Below are 17460 nucleotides of genomic sequence, written 5' to 3'. Positions count from 1 at the left end.
TTTCTCCTACAATACCTCAGGTGCGAGAGATACAATCTTCATGTAACCCTTGCCGCGAAGTTCGCGAGCAACTGGGCCGAAGATACGAGTACCTACAGGTTCGCCCTGCTTGTTCAGCACTACTGCTGCGTTGGTGTCAAACTTGATGTAAGTGCCATCTACGCGACGAATTTCTTTCTTCGTGCGCACAACAACAGCTTTCATCACGTCACCTTTTTTCACCTTAGAATGAGGCATAGCCTCTTTCACGGATACTACGATGATGTCGCCTACAGAAGCATAACGGCGTTTAGAACCGCCGAGAACTTTAATACAAGCAACTTTTTTGGCACCGGAGTTGTCCGCTACTTCAAGAGTAGATTCTACCTGAATCATAGCAAACCCCTAAACGGCTTTTTCCAAAACAGAAACGAGATGCCAGCGTTTGTTGCGACTGAGTGGACGGAACTCGATGATTTTTACCTTGTCACCCATAGCGCATTCGTTGTTAGGGTCGTGAGCAGTAAACTTCTTACGACGACGAATGTACTTTTTGAGAAGTGGGTGCTTAACGAGTGTCTCAACGCGAACAACAATAGTTTTGTCGTTCTTGTCACTCACAACAGTACCAACGAGCGCGCGACCCTTCCGCTGTTCAATAGCTTCGGACATTTTACGCTCCCTTTTCCTTCAAAATGGTCAAAATACGTGCAATAGCACGTTTTGTAGCAGGAATACCGGAAGTGTTATCAAGCTGTGCAGTTGCATGCTTGAAACGCAAGTCAAAAAGTTCCTTGCGAGCTTCTTCCAGCTTAGTGTTGAGTTCTTCAACGCTAAGTTTTTTAAGTTCTGCGGCTTTCATTCTAGAGCCCCTCCTTAACCACGATAGTAGTCTTGATAGGAAGCTTGTAAGATGCACGTTTCAGCGCTTCTTTAGCAAGCTCGATATCAACACCTTTGATTTCGTACAGGATACGACCAGGCTTAACAGGTGCGTACCAACCACATGGTGCGCCCTTACCTTTACCCTGACGAACTTCAAGAGGCTTAGAGGTTTTCACGTGATCCGGGAAAATACGGATCCAAACTTTACCACCACGTCGAATATGACGGATCATCGCAATACGAGCAGATTCAATCTGCTGGTTGGAGATCTTGCCATGTTCGAGCGCTTTCAAACCGATGTCACCGAAAGCAATAGTATTACCGCGAGTGGCTTTGCCTCTCAGACGGCCTGTCTGCTGCTTGCGGAATTTAGTCTTTCTAGGCTGAAGCATTACTGCCCTACCTCACTGTCAAGGATTTCGCCTTTGTAGATCCAGACTTTAATACCGATGATACCGTAAGTGGTGGAAGCTTCTGCAAAACCGTAGTCGATATCAGCGCGCAGAGTCTGAAGCGGAACCTGACCTTCGCGGTACCATTCGGTACGTGCGATTTCAGCGCCTGCCAGACGGCCAGCACAAGATACTTTGATACCTTCTGCACCGAACTTGCGAGCCATGGAAACAGTGCGTTTCATAGCGCGACGGAAAGCAACACGGCGTTCCAGCTGCATAGCAATGTTCTCAGCTACAAGCTGTGCATTGGTTTCAGGGCGACGGATTTCGTTAACTTCGATGGAGAATTCACGCTGGAATTTACCACGAAGATCAGCACGAAGCTTTTCGATTTCTACGCCCTTACGGCCGATGACAATACCCGGACGTGCTGTGCTAAGGATAAGACGAACTTTTCCGCCAGCGCGTTCGATTTCAATGTCAGCAATACCTGCGTGATACAGGGCCTTTTTTACGTACTTACGAATTTTATTATCTTCGAAGACAAAGGCAGGATATTCTTTTTTGCTGAACCAGCGAGATCTCCAGTTCTTGTTAAAACCAAGACGGAAACCATATGGATGTACTTTTTGTCCCATAACTGTATCCTAACTTTCTTCGAGAATGACAGTGATGTGGCTGGTACGCTTCAGGATGCGAGTTGCGCGACCCTGTGCACGAGGCATAAAGCGTTTCCAGGTTGGACCCTCGTTGACTATAACCTGTTTCACCACGAGAGCATCCACATCAGAGCCAGGAACCTGTTCGGCGTTGGCAATTGCAGAGTGCAGCACTTTGTTAATAACTGCTGCACCTTTGTTCGGGGTGAACTTAAGGATATTTACAGCGTCTTCTACTGGCAGACCAACAACGTTTTTAGCAACGAGACGGGTCTTGCGTGTAGATACGCGTACGAACTTGGCGGTAGCTTGAGCTTGCATATTACTTCACCTGCCCTAGCGTTTAGCCTTGCTCTTTTTGTCGGCAGCATGGCCGTAGTAAGTGCGGGTCGGGGAGAATTCACCGAATTTGTGACCAACCATGTTCTCAGTCACGAATACAGGGATGAATTTCTTACCATTATGAACCGCAAAGGTAAGGCCTACCATTTCAGGAAGAATCATGGAACGACGGGACCAAGTCTTGATCACGCGGCGATCGCCACTTTCCTGAGCCTTCTCAACTTTTCGGAGAAGATGGTCGTCGACAAAAGGACCTTTTTTAAGAGACCTAGGCATTTTCTACTCCTACTTCTGACCGCGACGCTTAACGATGAGCTTGTTGGAAGCTTTCTTCTTGTCGCGAGTCTTGTAGCCTTTGGTAGGTACGCCCCAAGGGGTAACCGGATGGCGACCACCAGAGCTACGACCTTCACCACCACCGAGTGGGTGATCGATAGGGTTCATTGCAACACCACGAACTTTCGGACGGTTACCGAGCCAGCGGTTACGGCCAGCTTTACCGATACGAATTTTCTCGTGAGTTACGTTACCAACCTGACCAACGGTTGCGATACAGGTCAAAAGAACCTTACGCACTTCACCAGAAGGCATGCGCAAGAGAGCGTATTTGCCTTCTTTAGCAACGAGCTGTGCATATGCACCAGCAGCACGGCAGAACTGTCCGCCACGGCCAGGAGCAAGCTCGATGTTGTGAATGATTGTACCAACCGGAATCTTGCTCATTGGAAGAGCGTTACCAGGTTTGATGTCTGCAGTTTCACCTGCAATAATAACATCACCCTGTTTTACGCCAACCGGAGCAATGATGTAACGCTTTTCGCCGTCTGCGTAGTGCAGAAGAGCGATACGAGCGGAACGGTTAGGGTCGTATTCGATGTGTGCAATAGTTGCAGGGATATCGAACTTGTTACGTTTAAAATCGATGATACGGTAAAGACGTTTGTGTCCACCGCCACGACGACGCTGAGTAATACGACCGTAGTTGTTGCGACCTGCTTTTTTGGACAGGCCTTCAGTCAAAGACTTCTCTGGGGTGCTACGAGTGATTTCCTCGAAGAGGGAAATAGTCTGGGAGCGACGACCCGGAGAAGTAGGCTTAAGCTTACGAACAGCCATTGCTTACACTCCCTCGAAGAATTCGATTTTTTCGCCAGCGGCCAGAGTCACGTACGCTTTCTTGTAGCCAGAGATCTGACCAACAGTGCGGCCATGACGTACTCTAGGCTGAGGGCGACGTCTCACTACGTTAACACCTGCAACTTTAACATTGTAGGCTTCTTCTACAGCCTTCTTGATCTCAATCTTGTTAGCAGAAGGTGCTACATAAAATGTAACCTGCTGAGCTTCTTCTTTGAGGAAGGTAGCTTTTTCAGAGACAAGCGGCTTGATGAGGATCTTAGTATAATTCATGTGACCCTACCTCTACTTCAGTCGTTCCTGAACGGATTCAACAGCGCCTTCGAGCAGAACAAGCTGCTTGTGACGAAGAACATCGTATACGTTCAGCTGCTCAACGGACTGTACAGTGATACCTGGAAGGTTACGTGCGGAAAGAACGAGCTTTTCATCGAGGTCTTTTGCAACGATGAGTGCTTTGTTCAGACCGAGTGCTTCGGTAACACCAGCCATGAGCTTAGTCTTTACTTCCGGCAGTTCGATGCCTTTAACGACCATGAGATTCTCACCAGCAAGGCGGGAAGACAGAGCCATTTTAATAGCAAGGCGACGAACCTTTTTATTTACCTTAAACCCATAGTCGCGGGGCTGAGGACCAAAAGTCACAGCACCACCACGCCAGATTGGGGAACGGGAGGAACCAGCACGTGCGCGACCGGTACCTTTCTGACGCCAAGGTTTAGCGCCACCGCCACGAACATCGGAGCGGCCCTTAACTGCGTGGGTGCCTGCACGCTTAGCTGCACGCTGTGCGCGTACAACAAGGTTCAGGATCTCGGGTTTTACCTCGACCTCGAACACTTCAGGAGCCAGAGTGATTTCACCAGCTTCTGCTTTGTTCTGATCGTATAATTTTACAACAGCCACTGTAGTACCCCTTTACTGCTTACGTACCAGTACGAGGCCATTCTTAGGACCAGGTACTGCACCCTTAACCAGGATGAGGTTCTCATCGGCGCGAACAGCGACGACTTCGAGGTTAGATGTGGTCTGACGAACGTTACCCATGTGACCAGGCATTTTCTTGCCTTTGAACACTTTACCCGGGAAAGTTGCGTGACCAATGGAGCCTGGGGAACGGTGCACTTTTTCGTGACCGTGGGAAGCAGGCATACCAGCGAAGTTCCAGCGCTTCATTACGCCCTGGAAGCCTTTACCAATTGTAGTGCCGGTCACACGAACTTTTTCACCTGCAGCGAAGATCTCTGCAGTGATGTCCTGACCAACTTCCAGTTCTGGTGCTTCCGCGAGACGAATTTCGCATGTGTTGCGGAACAGACCGCGATCAGCTTTTGCAAAGTGACCACGCATTGCTTTGGTTACGTGCTTTTCTTTAGCTTCACCAAATGCAATCTGAACTGCATTATATCCGTCAGTAGCCGCATCTTTTTTCTGGATTACAGGGCATGGACCTGCTTCGATAACTGTTACTGCAACAGCAGAACCATCGTTAGCGAAAATACGGGTCATGCCAACCTTGCGGCCCAAGATTCCTAATTTCTCAGTCATGATTACCTCTCGCTAGAGTTTAATCTCAACGTCCACGCCAGCAGGTAGACTGAGCTTTCCAAGAGCATCAACGGTCTGTTGAGTAGGCTCAAGGATATCCATAAGACGCTTGTGGATGCGCATTTCGAACTGCTCGCGAGACTTTTTGTCTACGTGTACAGAACGGTTGACCGTGAACTTGTGAATGTTTGTTGGGAGTGGGATTGGACCAGCAACCCCTGCACCCGTGTTGCGCGCCGTATCAACGATCTCTGCCACAGCCTTATCAAGGATGCGGTAATCGTAAGCTTTAAGCTTGATTCTGATACGATCACTGCTAACAGTTGTCATAGTTTATTACTCCATATTAGGGATACGAGACCCTTACCTGTGATCATTCCGTGAGGGGAATGATCCAAACTGCAATAAGCAGAAATTTCCTCACGACGGTACAAGATGAAAATCTCTGTAAAGTAACGGCTGAACAGATGCATCTTGCCCTAAGAACGACAGAGGACAGGAGAACTCGAAGCGAGTTCGAAATTTGTTATTCGTAAATAATGGAGAAAAGAAGAGAGGGATTGTGATGTGTGACATGCCAGCCCAGCGTGACAACATCAAAAGACCTCTACTCCACTATTTGCGAAGAACGCCCAAATGTCGTCACCCGTTCCATGCATATTGTGTAGAAACAATAGACATGGAGGGCCCGCAGGGGTTCCAAGATGCAAGTGGTATAAACACTTAAATTTGTATGTGCACCTTACAGCAAAACACGGTCCTTGCTGGAACGGCACGACATAATGCAGCATCAAGAAACGCCTGCAAATGTCAAAAAACAGCAGAATGGGCTCAACCCATTCTTAACCTCCAAATTTGTGAGGAGGAGTTTTTGTGCTTAAGAACAAAACAGAGTTCGTCTCAAGCGAGAAAGACTTATATGTGAGACAAGCACTAACGTCAACACCTTTTTCGTATTTTTTCTTACGATATGTTGAATTATACTTAGCCTACCTTTTCTAACCAGAAAAGCTCCGGCCACCTTGCGATGACCGGAGCATTATATCGTCTGATTACTCAGATACTAAGCTTTACTGCTAACGATTTCGTCAGCAATAGAGTTAGGTACAGGCTCGTAGTGGTCGAACTGCATAGTGAAGTTCGCACGACCCTGAGTTTTAGAGCGAAGGTCAGTTGCGTAACCGAACATTTCGGAAAGCGGAACCATCGCATCAATAACCTGAGCGTTAGCACGGGTGTTCATACCCTGTACACGACCACGACGACCGTTAAGGTCACCCATTACGTCGCCAAGGTATTCCTCAGGAGTTACAACCTCTACGCCCATGATAGGCTCGAGGATCTGAGGACCAGCTTTCTTACAAGCAGCTTTAATCGCCATAGAACCAGCGATGTAGAATGCCTGCTCAGAGGAGTCAACGTCGTGGTAAGAACCGAATACGAGGTTAACTTTAACGTCAACAGTTGGGAATCCAGCGTAAACACCGCTTTTGAGTGCTTCCTGAATACCTTTGTCAACAGCTGGGATGTATTCTTTAGGAATAACACCACCGGTAATGGAGTTAGTGAACTCGTAGCCTTTCTCTGGGTTAGGCTCGATTTCAATAACAACATGACCGTACTGACCGCGACCACCAGACTGCTTAGCGTACTTGTGATCTTCTTTAGCAACCTTGGTGATAGTTTCACGGTAGGCTACCTGAGGCTTACCAACGTTAGCGTTAACGCTAAATTCGCGGGTAAGACGGTCAACAATGATGTCGAGGTGAAGCTCACCCATACCGGAGATAAGGGTCTGACCAGTTTCGTCATCACCTTTAACACGGAAGGATGGATCTTCTTTAGCGAGCTTAGCAAGAGCTGCGGACAGAGCGTCACGGTCAGCTTTTGTTTTAGGCTCAATAGCAACTTCGATAACTGGATCTGGAATATCGAGAGACTCGAGAACTACCGGACGATCCATCGCGCAGATGGTGTCACCAGTAGATACGTTTTTCAGACCAACAACAGCTACGATGTCACCAGCGTATGCTTCTTTGATGTCCTCACGCTTGTTAGCATGCATCTTGAGAAGACGACCAACACGTTCTTTCTTACCAGTATTCGCATTGTAAATGGTCATACCAGTTTCGATTTTACCGGAGTAAATACGGCTGAAAGAAAGGTGACCGATGTATGGGTCAGAAGCGAGTTTGAAAACGAGAGCGGAGAAAGGTTCTTTGTCATCACATGGACAAGGAATTTTCACTTCTTCGTTATCAGGATCGCTACCTTCCATTGCTGGGATATCAACCGGGCTTGGGAGGTAGTCAACTACCGCGTCAAGCAGAGGCTGTACGCCCATGTTACGGAATGCAGAGCCACAGAATACAGGCACGATTGAACGCGCAATTGTAGCTTTACGCAGAGCATTCTTAATTTCATCAGCGGAGAGTTCTTCACCACCGAGGTATTTTTCGAAAAGCTCTTCGTCTTCTTCAGCTGCAGCTTCCATCATTTCAAGGCGTTTTTCGTCAAACAGGTCCTGCAGGTCAGCAGGAACAGGCTTGATTTCGAACTCAGCACCTTTGGTAGCTTTATCGTAGTAGATAGCTTCGCCGGTTACGAGGTCGATGATACCTTCAAAATGGTCTTCAGCACCGATTGGAATCTGGAGAGAGATAGGCTTAGCACCGAGACGATCGGAGATCATGCCTACTGCACGCCAGTAATCGGAACCGATACGGTCCATTTTGTTGATGAAGCAGATGCGAGGCACACCGTAACGGTCAGCCTGACGCCATACAGTCTCAGACTGAGGCTCAACACCAGCAACAGCGTCAAATACACACACAGAACCATCAAGAACACGAAGGGAACGTTCTACTTCCATTGTGAAGTCAACGTGACCCGGTGTATCAATGATGTTGATGCGGTAATCTTTCCAGAAACAGGTGGTAGCAGCAGAGGTAATAGTAATACCACGCTCTTTTTCCTGCTCCATCCAGTCCATGTTGGACTCACCGTCATGTGTTTCACCAATTTTGTGAGACACGCCGGTGTAGTAAAGAATACGTTCAGTAGTGGTAGTCTTGCCCGCATCAATGTGGGCCATGATACCAATATTTCTCTGTTTTGATACAGCTACTTTAGCAGACACAGCAAGCTCCTCAGATTACCAACGGAAATGTGCAAAAGCTTTGTTAGCTTCTGCCATACGATGGGTGTCTTCTTTCTTCTTCACAGCACCACCACGGCTGTTGAACGCGTCAAGCAGTTCGCCGGACAGACGTGCAACCATGCCCTGCTCGCCACGACCGCGAGCGTAGGTGATGATCCAACGGATAGAGAGAGAAACCTGACGGTCTGGACGAACTTCAACCGGAACCTGGTAAGTTGCGCCACCTACACGGCGGGATTTAACTTCCAGATGAGGCTTAACATTCTCAATAGATTTTTCAAAAGCGCGGATTGCATCTTCGCCGGTTTTCTCAGCGAGAACATCAAGAGCTTTGTAGAAAATTTTCTCTGCAGTGCTCTTTTTACCGTCGAGCATGAGACGGTTGACAAAACGAGCTGCCAGACGACTTCCGTAAACCGGATCTGGCAGGATTTCACGCTTAGGTACGGGTCCTTTACGAGGCATATCTATATTACTCCAATTAACTGCTTACTTAGGACGCTTAGCGCCGTACTTGGAACGGCCCTGGCGACGATCTGCAACACCAGCGGTGTCGAGGGTACCACGTACGATATGGTAACGTACACCTGGTAAGTCTTTTACACGACCACCACGGATCATAACAACGGAGTGTTCCTGCAGGTTATGACCTTCACCAGGGATGTAGGCAGTTACTTCGATGCCGTTGGTGAGGCGTACACGAGCTACTTTACGCAGCGCGGAGTTAGGTTTTTTAGGCGTAGTGGTGTAAACACGAGTACAAACGCCGCGACGCTGTGGACAAGCCTGCAGCGCTGGGGTTTTCTTACGTTTTACAACCTTCTTACGTTCCTTACGGATAAGTTGGTTGATAGTGGGCATTTTTCCTCCAAAGGAATTAATCAAAGTCGTTCGCTTAGTACAGGATGAGCAGCTCCGTTGCGTGGTGCAACTCAATCACAACAAAAGCACCAACAAGCCTTTAGTGGAGAACTAAAAGCAAGTTAGCAGCTCATCTATTCCAAACGGGGACCCGATGCAGCCCAGCAGCCCGCTCGGCATCGACAGTCAGACCCGTGAAATTTCGAATCAGGTACTTACGTCTTTTTACCATAGGGTTCAAGTAATTTTTGCTATTTTTTTCAGATATAATCATCGCGCTAATCTGACTATATATATGTAACGCTGCGGTCACCCTATTGAGACTTTTTTCACAAAGTTTTTTTGCTTTATAATTACTAATTCGATCGTTTTTCAGAGTTTAATTTGTACTATTATTCCCAAGCTCCGGCATATAGGGCATTATTTTATTTTTTCTTGACACCATGTCATCAATATAAACATTTAATTTTATTCATTTAAAAAAGTTATTTTTTTGCTCTTGACTTTTTGTCTATTTTTTCACAAACCAGTCTCAAGCACTAACTAGAATTTTTACAGACACAAGCGCAATCGTCTATCTAGTTAGAGTAACTACAAGATTAGATTTATGAAAAACCTAATCGGTAATTCACAAGTTACAAACTTTTATATTCCGGAGGAAGGAAGTTATGTCTAAACTGGTAGCCCCACACGGTGGTAAAGGTCTCGTATGTTGCCTGCTCGAAGGTGCTGAACTTGAAGCAGAAGTAAAAAAAGCTGAAGGCCTCAAAAAGCTCGACATCTCCGCTCGTGCAAAAGGCGACCTCATCATGATGGGTATCGGTGGCTTCTCCCCGCTTAACGGCTTCATGGGTAAAGAAGACTGGAAGAACGTATGTGAGAACTTCACTCTCGCAGACGGCACTTTCTGGCCTGTACCAGTTACTCTTGACGCTTCCAAAGCAGAAGCTGACGCAATCGCAGTTGGTGAAGAAATTGCTCTCGTTCGTGACGGCATCGTTTTCGCTACTATGAAAGTAGAAGAAAAATTCGAGATGACCGAAGCTGACAAGAAATGGGAATGTGAAAAAGTATTTAAAGGCGAAGGCGAAGAGTCTGCTGACGACGTATTCTGGAAAATCGCTCTTGACGATCACCCAGGTGTACAGATGGTAATGGCTCAGAAAGAAGTAAACCTTGCCGGCCCTGTTAAAGTTCTCTCCGAAGGTGAGTACCCTGCAGAATACGAAGGCGTTTACCTCCGCCCTGCTGAAGTTCGTGCAATGTTCGAAGAGCGCGGCTGGTCTGAAGTTGCTGCTCTCCAGCTCCGTAACCCAATGCACCGTTCTCACGAATTCCTCGCAAAAATCGCTATCGAAGTTTGTGACGGCGTGCTCATTCACTCTCTCATCGGTAACCTCAAGCCAGGGGACATCCCAGCTGACGTTCGCGTAAAAGCTATCGACACTCTTGTTGAGCACTACTTCGTAAAAGCAAACGTAATTCAGGCTGGTTACCCACTTGACATGCGTTACGCTGGTCCACGTGAAGGCCTGCTCCACGCTACCTTCCGTCAGAACTACGGTGTTAACAACATGCTCATCGGTCGTGACCACGCTGGTGTAGGTGACTTCTACGGTCTCTTCGAAGCACAGGAAATCTTCGATCGCATCCCTACTCCTGCAGATCAGGGCAAAGCACTGCTTTGTAAGCCAATGAAAATTGACTGGACCTTCTACTGCTACAAGTGTGACGGCATGGCTTCCCTGCGTACCTGCCCACACACTAAAGAAGATCGTGTTATCCTTTCCGGTACTAAACTCCGTAAAGCACTTTCCGAAGGCGCTGAAATTCCAGATCACTTCGGTCGTGACGAAGTTCTCGTTATCCTTCGTGAATACTACGAAGGTCTTACCGAGAAAGTTGAAGTTAAAATGCAGGGTGCTGCTTCCGGCGAATCCATGTAGTTTTAGCTACTCTGATTATAAAAGGGGATCGGGCAACCGATCCCCTTTTTTTTATACCTTTCGCACAGCCTCTACATTATATGACCACTTCCTTACTCCTGAAAACAGTGGCTTACATGGAGAAGCACAGCGGAATGTAGCGCCACGCATCCTGCATGGCAGCATCATACTCCAAAGCTTGCGGGTCTAGACTTTGCAGATAGTTCCAATATGCAGAGGAGTGGTTTGGATGCCGCACATGTGCAAGTTCGTGCAGTAAAATATAGTTCAGCAAGTGAGGCGGTAACAGCAAGAGACGTGCGTTCAAAGAAATCGTTCCACGGCTGGAGCAACTGCCCCAGCGTCCCTTCTGCAGACGCACCTGAACCTTAGTGAAAGGAATATTCACTTTTTCAGAAGCATCTTCCAACAACTCAGGGAGAGTTTCTTTACCACAGCGGATGAGCCAAAGGCGTAATAATTCGATACAGACCTCTTGTTCCTGCTCTTCCGGTAAAAAAATAGTTCCTTTATACTCAACCGATAACGCACCAGTCGATGTCCGTATGATCTTTTGAGCCTCAACAATCAAGCGACTAATTTCTTCTATAGGAACATATTTGACAGCGTACTCGCACCCCAAAACCGGAAGCGATATGGTCGACGGAATAACAGAGAGGTTTTCTACGGTATCTGGAAGCTCAAGTCGCTTGGCTGTTTTCCGGATCCACTCGGATCGTTTTTCAAGAATCGGTGAAAGCCACGCTTTTTTAAACGTAACGGGGACAACAACCTCAAGCCCCTTTGTTCGTGAAACTTTTAACCGCACATGCTTTGCCCGTTTGCTGCGCGTGAGCGTATATTGAATGGAACCATCTTCCCTGAAGATCAAAACACAACCTCCACATGCATAAAAATCGAGCTTACCCCTTTACCCGCAATTGCAATCACAGTACAGTCTTCTCATCTTGCGGCTTGTAAGACACCACTTCGTAATTGGCTATCTACGCACTCTAACAGCCTATTACACCCATTATCTACTGCAACTTTTGGAGATTTTGCATGTCCCTTACAAAGCGATCTGCATACGGCACTGCTTTCGTCGCTTTTGTTGGCGCAGTTTTCTGTGCTCTCAACGCCACAAAAAATTTAGACGCTATCTGTATCACCACCGGCTGTGAAATTTTTAAGGACATTTCCGTATTCGGAATTTCCTTATGGTGGATCGGCACTGCGCTTTTTCTTACACTCACTCTCCTCAATCTCGTAAAACTTTTCAGAACAGCGCTTCTTCTGGCACTCACCGCAGTCATAATTGATCTTGGCTTTCTTCTCTTCATGATCTTCACTGCGCCATGTGTACCATGCCTCTTTTTTGCTGCAATTCTGCTTATCGTCTTCTTCATGCAGTGCTCCATACTCAAGCGCCCTGCAATGCTGATTATCCCGACTGCCGTCATCTGGACGCTGCTGGTTACGCCTAGCCTTTTTGCCACTGCCAATGAACAGATCGGCACATGGGCTATCCACGGCAAGCACCAGTCCGACGTGCAGGTATTCTTTTCACCAAGCTGTAATGCATGCAAAGAACTTGTTCCTAAACTGTCCAAAGATAATCCGGACAACATCACCTACTACCCAGTTGCCGAAACCGATGACGATATTGAAAGAATATTTCTAATGCAAAAAGCACTGGAAGACGGCACCTCAGTCTACATAGCGTTCAATCGTGCCCTTCGCGGAAACCCGGAAGAAGTCTCCATGCCGCTTATGACAAGACTGGAACTGCATTGGAATCTTTTCAGAAACAAATCCAGACTGGCATCAATGGGTGTCACCCGACTCCCCGTCCTTATTACCAATGGTGTCCCACGATCACTGCTCTCCAACGAGCAAAAGCAGCCCGGCAAGCAGGATGTGCTTGACTTTACTGACGGCTTTTCCGGCTGCACAGAAGAGGATCCAACATCGTGTGACTAACTAACACACCTTAGTCATTTCTTTTTTCAACAGGCTGGTTGGCCAACCAATCTTATTGAATGTGTTGACGCAACCATGTAATCACATTATGTGAAAAAAATCATTTGAAACCGGAGTGTCGGCGATTGGGCACTATTGTCCTTTGGTGCCATACTTTTTTTGGCAAATTACTTGGACAAAGAGCAAAAAACGCTTTATAGGGTCTCCCGCCGCAATCCTTTTAGATTAAGCGAAGTATGTCTATGCGACACGAACTAAAAGCTATTTTTTCCGAACATAAACAACAAATTACCGATGAATGGGTTGCCGCCATTTTCGGTACTTATGACATCGATACCGTAGGGTTCCTGCGTACTCAGGACAATGCTTTTTTGAATCCGGTAGGAAACAAAACAAAAAAAGCAACTGTAGCCCTTATTGATGCACTCTTGGATGATGAGCTGGACAGCGATACTGTCACACCGGCCGTGAATGAGATTATTCAGGTACGCGCAGTTCAGCAATTCGAAGCAGATCAGGCTATGTCCGTTCTCTTTGTTTTAAAAAGCATTATCCGCAAACATATTGTCCCCAAACTTTCTAAGTCCGAAGAATTTGCTGATCTTCTGGAACTAGAATCAAAGATAGATTCTCTGGCACTTGTGGGATTCCGAATTTATGCGGAATGCCGTGACAAGATTCAGAGAATGCGCGTTGATGAATTCAAAAGGAAGCACTTTCAGCTCTTGAAGAGAGCAGAACGTATATTGGAGAAACCGGTTGGGGAACCGGAATCATAACAACCAATAGCCTAGCAGCGAGGTAACGGAATGATCATTTCACTTCTCGCGGTTATTGCTTTGGGTATACTTGCCTGGATGGGATCAATGATGGGATTCCAGTATGTTCTGGGTGTTTGTTTACCGTACACAGCAGTAATCGTATTCCTTGTAGGTTTTGCATGGCGGATTATAGACTGGGCAAAGCGTCCGGTTCCGTTCAGCATTCCTACTACAGGTGGCCAACAAAAGTCCCTTCCTTGGATTAAGCCTGCCACCCTCGATAACCCGTCTGATAAAGCGGGTGTTTGGGGACGCATGATCCTTGAAGTACTTATGTTTCGCTCCCTGTTCCGCAACACTAACGTTTCAATCGAAGGCGACCGCGTAGTCTACTGGTCCTCAAAGTTCCTGTGGCTCTTCGCACTCATCTTCCACTACTCTTTTCTTATTATTTTTGTACGCCACTTCAGGTTCTTTGCTGAGCCGGTACCGTTTTTCGTAAACGGTGTCGAAATGATTGACGGCATTCTGCAGATCGGTGCTCCACGTCTGTTTATGACTGGTCCACTTGTGATCGTTGCTCTGCTGTACCTGATCGGTCGCCGTATCTTTAATCAGAAAGTGCGTTACATCTCTCTTTTGAGCGATTACTTCCCGCTTTTCCTGATTTTTGGTCTCTGTGCTACCGGCATCGCAATGCGCTACTTCATGAAAGTGGATATTGCGACTGTAAAAGTTTTTGTAATGAGCTTGCTGCACTTCTCACCGGATACTGCTGCTCTTGCAAAAATCGGAAGCATTTTCTACGTGCACATGTTCTTCCTTGCAGTACTCCTTATGTACTTCCCGTTCAGTAAGCTTATGCATGCCGGCGGTGTATTCCTTAGCCCGACACGTAACATGGCAAACGACAGCCGTATGAAGCTGCACGTTAACCCATGGAACCCGGAAAAAGTATACCGCACATACGAAGAATACGAAGACGAGTTCAGAGTACCTATGGCTGAGGCAGGACTCCCGGTCGTAAAGAAGCCGGAGGAATAAGGAGTAGTTATGGCTAAAATCCCTTCACCAGAAGAGCTGATGCAAGTCAGCTACGATATGCCTCGTGAAAACTGGATGGACACCAAGCCTGAGATTACAGAAGGCGCGGTAGCGTATCCAGCTAAGAAAGTGACCATGGAACCTCTTGGAATGCCTAATCCACACGATTGGAATCCATTTGAGGAAGATTGGCACCTCCCGGAAAACTGGGAAGAAATCATCTACAACGGTTTGAAAGAACGTCTTGAAAAATACCGTTCTCTTAAACTTTTCATGGACATCTGTGTTCGCTGTGGTGCCTGTGCTGATAAGTGTCACTACTTCATCGGTTCCGGCGACCCTAAAAACATGCCTGTTCTGCGTGCAGAACTGCTCCGCTCCGTTTACCGTAAAGACTTTACCACTGCCGGTAAAATCCTTGGTAAACTTGCCGGTGCACGCAAGCTCGACAAAGACGTAATTAAAGAATGGTTCTACTACTTCTACCAGTGTACTGAATGTCGTCGTTGCTCCCTGTACTGCCCATACGGTATTGATACCGCTGAAATCACCATGATGGCTCGTGAGTTGCTGCACGAACTCGGTCTCGGTCTGCACTGGATCATGGACCCTGTAAGTAACTGTAACCGCACAGGTAACCACCTTGGTATTACACCGCACGCCTTCAAAGAAATCGTAGAATTCCTCTGCGAAGACATTGAAGAAGTGACCGGTATCTCCATCAACCCGACCTTCAACGAACCGGGACATGAAGTTCTCTTCATCACTCCTTCCGGTGACGCATTTGCTGAGCCAGGTATTTACACCTTCATGGGTTACCTGATGCTCTTCGAAGAAATCGGGCTTGATTACACCTTGTCCACTTACGCCTCCGAGGGCGGTAACTTCGGTCTCTTCACCTCATCCAGCATGATGAAGAAACTGAACGCCAAAATGTACGCTGAAGCAGAACGCTTAGGCTCCAAATGGATTCTCGGTGGTGAGTGTGGTCACATGTGGCGTGTTATTAACCAGTACATGTCTACCATGAACGGTCCTGCACCTTCCTGCATGGAAACTCCTGTAAGCCCAATTACAGGTACCGTGTTTGAAAACGCTGCTGAAACCAAAATGGTTCACATTGCTGAGTTCACAGCTGACCTCATTAAGCACAACAAAATCCGCCTTGATCCTTCCCGTAACGATCATCTCAATGTTACCTACCACGACAGCTGTAACCCAGCTCGTGCAATGGGTCTTATGGATGAACCTCGTGAAGTTCTTAAGGCTGCTTGTAATAACTTCTACGAAATGCCTGAAAACACCATCCGCGAGCAGACTTTCTGCTGTGGTGCTGGTTCCGGTCTCAACACAGACGAGATCATGGAAATCCGCATGCGTGGCGCTCTTCCTCGTGGTAACGCTCTGCGTCACGTACAGGAAAAACACGGTGTTAACATGATGTCTTGTGTTTGTGCTATTGACCGCGCAACCCTGCCTCCGCTTGCCGATTACTGGGCACCGGGTGTAGACGTTTCCGGTATGCACGAACTTGTCGCTAACGCCCTTGTTATGAAAGGCGAGAAAAAGCGTACTATGGACCTCAGGCAGGAAGAACTGCCAGGAATGGAGGATGAATAATCATGTATAACAGCAAGTATGTTATCTCCGGACTGGTAATCTTTTTAGCCGTATTTTCGTACCCTTTCTGGGGCAACCTGGCTTCCAAAGACTACACTGGTCCTAAACTGAGCCTGCCTGCTGATCAAAAGCAGTGCATTGAGCCTGTAGAGTTTATGCGCGCTGAGCATATGACTCTGTTGAACCAGTGGCGCGACTCCGCTCTTCGCGACGGTAAGCGAGTATACGTTGCATCCAACGGTGCAACCTGGGAAGCAAGCCTGCAGAAAACCTGTATGAGCTGTCATACCAATAAGGCTGAGTTCTGTGACACTTGTCACCTTGAGAACGCCGTGGAACCATACTGTTGGACTTGCCACGTTCCGCCTAAGGGGAATGAATAATGAAACGTAGCAGAAGACAATTCCTTAAGGTTGCCAGCCTTTCTGTTGCAGGTCTTGGTGCTCAGCTTGCTGCTGGCGGCGTGACCAAAGCAGCTGCTGCTGTAAAACCTAGTTACAAAGAAGACGCTCTTGCGCTTAAAGCTAAGCGCTGGGCGATGGTAATTGATACACGCGAGTTTGCTTCTAAAGAAGATTTTGATGCTTGCATCAATGCTTGTAACTTTGCGCACAACGTTCCTGAGATTCCAGGTAAAACTGAAATCAAATGGATCTGGAAAGACGCATACGAGCACACCTTCACTGAAACAACCAACAAGTATCAGTCTAAAGAAATTGAAGACCGTGAATACTTCATGCTCTGCAACCATTGCGAAAACCCTCCATGTGTTCGCGTATGTCCTACTCAGGCTACTTACAAGCTTGAAAACGGCATCGTGGCAATGGACTACCATCGCTGTATCGGTTGTCGTTTCTGCATGGCAGGCTGCCCATTCGGCGCACGTTCCTTCAACTTTACTGATCCTCGTCCTTACATCAAAGAAATCAACCCTAAGTTCCCTACCCGTATGATCGGTGTAGTTGAGAAGTGTAACTTCTGTGTTGAACGTCTTGATGAAGGCAAGCTTCCAGCTTGTGTTGAAGCCGCTCCGGGCAAAATTCACTTCGGCGACCTTTCAGACCCTGAGTCTGAAGTACGTAAGTTGCTCGAAGAGAACTACACTCTCCGTCGTAAACCTGCACTCGGCACTGAGCCTGGTGTATTCTACATAATTTAGGAGGC

At 47.3% G+C, this 17460-nt stretch carries 23 protein-coding genes; 7 read left to right on the top strand and 16 right to left on the bottom strand.

Annotation, left to right across the window (positions count from 1 at the left end; all coding sequences use genetic code 11):
* Positions 1-6: 6 nt before the first annotated feature.
* From rplN to rpsL, 15 genes are all read right to left on the bottom strand, one after another.
* On the bottom strand, positions 7-375 hold the full coding sequence (gene rplN, locus SP90_RS00580) for a 50S ribosomal protein L14 (protein ID WP_066851506.1): 369 nt from the start codon (positions 373-375) through the stop codon (positions 7-9).
* A 9-nt stretch (positions 376-384) separates the two neighbouring features.
* Positions 385-651: a 30S ribosomal protein S17 gene (gene rpsQ / locus SP90_RS00575; protein WP_020001427.1), complete on the bottom strand. Its 267-nt coding sequence runs from the start codon at positions 649-651 to the stop codon at positions 385-387.
* Position 652: 1 nt separating this feature from the next.
* Complete coding sequence (rpmC, locus tag SP90_RS00570; RefSeq protein WP_020001426.1) at positions 653-841, bottom strand: 50S ribosomal protein L29; 189 nt, start codon at positions 839-841, stop codon at positions 653-655.
* A gap of 1 nt (position 842) precedes the next feature.
* The gene (gene rplP / locus SP90_RS00565) at positions 843-1256 is read right to left on the bottom strand and encodes a 50S ribosomal protein L16 (RefSeq protein WP_066851504.1); all 414 of its coding nucleotides are present in this window, start codon (positions 1254-1256) and stop codon (positions 843-845) included.
* Positions 1256-1897: a 30S ribosomal protein S3 gene (gene rpsC / locus SP90_RS00560; RefSeq protein WP_066851499.1), complete on the bottom strand. Its 642-nt coding sequence runs from the start codon at positions 1895-1897 to the stop codon at positions 1256-1258. The genes rplP and rpsC overlap by 1 nt, the downstream gene beginning before the upstream one ends.
* Before the next feature lie 9 nt (positions 1898-1906).
* A complete protein-coding gene (rplV, locus tag SP90_RS00555; RefSeq protein ID WP_066851497.1) occupies positions 1907-2239 on the bottom strand; it encodes a 50S ribosomal protein L22 in 333 nt (110 codons plus the stop codon).
* Positions 2240-2254: 15 nt separating this feature from the next.
* A complete protein-coding gene (gene rpsS, locus SP90_RS00550; protein ID WP_020001422.1) occupies positions 2255-2536 on the bottom strand; it encodes a 30S ribosomal protein S19 in 282 nt (93 codons plus the stop codon).
* A gap of 9 nt (positions 2537-2545) precedes the next feature.
* On the bottom strand, positions 2546-3376 hold the full coding sequence (gene rplB / locus SP90_RS00545) for a 50S ribosomal protein L2 (RefSeq protein ID WP_066851495.1): 831 nt from the start codon (positions 3374-3376) through the stop codon (positions 2546-2548).
* 3 nt (positions 3377-3379) lie between these two features.
* Entirely contained in the window at positions 3380-3670 is a 291-nt protein-coding gene (rplW, locus tag SP90_RS00540; RefSeq protein ID WP_066851493.1) for a 50S ribosomal protein L23, read from the bottom strand.
* 12 nt (positions 3671-3682) lie between these two features.
* Positions 3683-4303, bottom strand: coding sequence for a 50S ribosomal protein L4 (gene rplD / locus SP90_RS00535; RefSeq protein ID WP_066851490.1), 621 nt, complete (start codon positions 4301-4303; stop codon positions 3683-3685).
* Between the two features lie 12 nt (positions 4304-4315).
* On the bottom strand, positions 4316-4945 hold the full coding sequence (gene rplC / locus SP90_RS00530; RefSeq protein ID WP_066851488.1) for a 50S ribosomal protein L3: 630 nt from the start codon (positions 4943-4945) through the stop codon (positions 4316-4318).
* A 12-nt stretch (positions 4946-4957) separates the two neighbouring features.
* Entirely contained in the window at positions 4958-5275 is a 318-nt protein-coding gene (rpsJ, locus tag SP90_RS00525; RefSeq protein ID WP_010938597.1) for a 30S ribosomal protein S10, read from the bottom strand.
* A 733-nt stretch (positions 5276-6008) separates the two neighbouring features.
* On the bottom strand, positions 6009-8084 hold the full coding sequence (gene fusA, locus SP90_RS00520; protein ID WP_066851486.1) for an elongation factor G: 2076 nt from the start codon (positions 8082-8084) through the stop codon (positions 6009-6011).
* 15 nt (positions 8085-8099) lie between these two features.
* Complete coding sequence (gene rpsG / locus SP90_RS00515) at positions 8100-8570, bottom strand: 30S ribosomal protein S7 (RefSeq protein WP_020001416.1); 471 nt, start codon at positions 8568-8570, stop codon at positions 8100-8102.
* Positions 8571-8594: 24 nt separating this feature from the next.
* Positions 8595-8966, bottom strand: coding sequence for a 30S ribosomal protein S12 (gene rpsL, locus SP90_RS00510; protein WP_020001415.1), 372 nt, complete (start codon positions 8964-8966; stop codon positions 8595-8597).
* A 668-nt stretch (positions 8967-9634) separates the two neighbouring features.
* Between rpsL and sat the strand changes: the two genes are divergently transcribed.
* Positions 9635-10912 (top strand): sulfate adenylyltransferase, encoded by a 1278-nt coding sequence (gene sat, locus SP90_RS00505; RefSeq protein WP_066851484.1) that lies wholly within the window; start codon positions 9635-9637, stop codon positions 10910-10912.
* A 112-nt stretch (positions 10913-11024) separates the two neighbouring features.
* Here the strand turns inward: sat and SP90_RS00500 are convergent, their stop codons facing one another.
* A complete protein-coding gene (locus SP90_RS00500; protein ID WP_066851482.1) occupies positions 11025-11783 on the bottom strand; it encodes a M48 family metallopeptidase in 759 nt (252 codons plus the stop codon).
* A 170-nt stretch (positions 11784-11953) separates the two neighbouring features.
* On the opposite strand from SP90_RS00500, the gene SP90_RS00495 reads away from it, so the two are divergent.
* The 6 genes from SP90_RS00495 (at position 11954) to dsrO (ending at position 17455) form a co-directional block, all read left to right on the top strand.
* Positions 11954-12871, top strand: a complete 918-nt coding sequence (locus SP90_RS00495; protein WP_066851480.1) for a hypothetical protein — start codon at positions 11954-11956, stop codon at positions 12869-12871.
* Positions 12872-13113: 242 nt separating this feature from the next.
* On the top strand, positions 13114-13650 hold the full coding sequence (locus SP90_RS00490; RefSeq protein WP_066851478.1) for an RsbRD N-terminal domain-containing protein: 537 nt from the start codon (positions 13114-13116) through the stop codon (positions 13648-13650).
* Between the two features lie 30 nt (positions 13651-13680).
* Positions 13681-14676: a sulfate reduction electron transfer complex DsrMKJOP subunit DsrM gene (gene dsrM, locus SP90_RS00485; RefSeq protein WP_066851476.1), complete on the top strand. Its 996-nt coding sequence runs from the start codon at positions 13681-13683 to the stop codon at positions 14674-14676.
* A gap of 9 nt (positions 14677-14685) precedes the next feature.
* The gene (gene dsrK, locus SP90_RS00480; RefSeq protein WP_066851474.1) at positions 14686-16296 is read left to right on the top strand and encodes a sulfate reduction electron transfer complex DsrMKJOP subunit DsrK; all 1611 of its coding nucleotides are present in this window, start codon (positions 14686-14688) and stop codon (positions 16294-16296) included.
* Between the two features lie 2 nt (positions 16297-16298).
* On the top strand, positions 16299-16679 hold the full coding sequence (gene dsrJ, locus SP90_RS00475) for a sulfate reduction electron transfer complex DsrMKJOP subunit DsrJ (protein ID WP_066851472.1): 381 nt from the start codon (positions 16299-16301) through the stop codon (positions 16677-16679).
* Complete coding sequence (gene dsrO, locus SP90_RS00470; protein ID WP_066851470.1) at positions 16679-17455, top strand: sulfate reduction electron transfer complex DsrMKJOP subunit DsrO; 777 nt, start codon at positions 16679-16681, stop codon at positions 17453-17455. The genes dsrJ and dsrO overlap by 1 nt, the downstream gene beginning before the upstream one ends.
* The last annotated feature ends 5 nt before the right edge of the window (positions 17456-17460 follow it).

The organism is Halodesulfovibrio spirochaetisodalis, assembly GCF_001672295.1.
In the GTDB taxonomy this organism is placed as follows: Bacteria; Desulfobacterota; Desulfovibrionia; order Desulfovibrionales; family Desulfovibrionaceae; genus Halodesulfovibrio; species Halodesulfovibrio spirochaetisodalis.
The sequence above is the reverse complement of the archived record's forward strand: the minus strand, read 5'-3'. Positions and strand labels throughout refer to the sequence as shown.

Coding starts and splice junctions, on each gene's coding strand:
- rplN (WP_066851506.1), bottom strand. CDS start 375: ATGATTCAGGTAGAATCTACTCTTGAAGTAGCGGACAACTCCGGTGCC.
- rpsQ (WP_020001427.1), bottom strand. CDS start 651: ATGTCCGAAGCTATTGAACAGCGGAAGGGTCGCGCGCTCGTTGGTACT.
- rpmC (WP_020001426.1), bottom strand. CDS start 841: ATGAAAGCCGCAGAACTTAAAAAACTTAGCGTTGAAGAACTCAACACT.
- rplP (WP_066851504.1), bottom strand. CDS start 1,256: ATGCTTCAGCCTAGAAAGACTAAATTCCGCAAGCAGCAGACAGGCCGT.
- rpsC (WP_066851499.1), bottom strand. CDS start 1,897: ATGGGACAAAAAGTACATCCATATGGTTTCCGTCTTGGTTTTAACAAG.
- rplV (WP_066851497.1), bottom strand. CDS start 2,239: ATGCAAGCTCAAGCTACCGCCAAGTTCGTACGCGTATCTACACGCAAG.
- rpsS (WP_020001422.1), bottom strand. CDS start 2,536: ATGCCTAGGTCTCTTAAAAAAGGTCCTTTTGTCGACGACCATCTTCTC.
- rplB (WP_066851495.1), bottom strand. CDS start 3,376: ATGGCTGTTCGTAAGCTTAAGCCTACTTCTCCGGGTCGTCGCTCCCAG.
- rplW (WP_066851493.1), bottom strand. CDS start 3,670: ATGAATTATACTAAGATCCTCATCAAGCCGCTTGTCTCTGAAAAAGCT.
- rplC (WP_066851488.1), bottom strand. CDS start 4,945: ATGACTGAGAAATTAGGAATCTTGGGCCGCAAGGTTGGCATGACCCGT.
- rpsJ (WP_010938597.1), bottom strand. CDS start 5,275: ATGACAACTGTTAGCAGTGATCGTATCAGAATCAAGCTTAAAGCTTAC.
- rpsG (WP_020001416.1), bottom strand. CDS start 8,570: ATGCCTCGTAAAGGACCCGTACCTAAGCGTGAAATCCTGCCAGATCCG.
- rpsL (WP_020001415.1), bottom strand. CDS start 8,966: ATGCCCACTATCAACCAACTTATCCGTAAGGAACGTAAGAAGGTTGTA.
- sat (WP_066851484.1), top strand. CDS start 9,635: ATGTCTAAACTGGTAGCCCCACACGGTGGTAAAGGTCTCGTATGTTGC.
- SP90_RS00495 (WP_066851480.1), top strand. CDS start 11,954: ATGTCCCTTACAAAGCGATCTGCATACGGCACTGCTTTCGTCGCTTTT.
- SP90_RS00490 (WP_066851478.1), top strand. CDS start 13,114: ATGCGACACGAACTAAAAGCTATTTTTTCCGAACATAAACAACAAATT.
- dsrM (WP_066851476.1), top strand. CDS start 13,681: ATGATCATTTCACTTCTCGCGGTTATTGCTTTGGGTATACTTGCCTGG.
- dsrK (WP_066851474.1), top strand. CDS start 14,686: ATGGCTAAAATCCCTTCACCAGAAGAGCTGATGCAAGTCAGCTACGAT.
- dsrJ (WP_066851472.1), top strand. CDS start 16,299: ATGTATAACAGCAAGTATGTTATCTCCGGACTGGTAATCTTTTTAGCC.
- dsrO (WP_066851470.1), top strand. CDS start 16,679: ATGAAACGTAGCAGAAGACAATTCCTTAAGGTTGCCAGCCTTTCTGTT.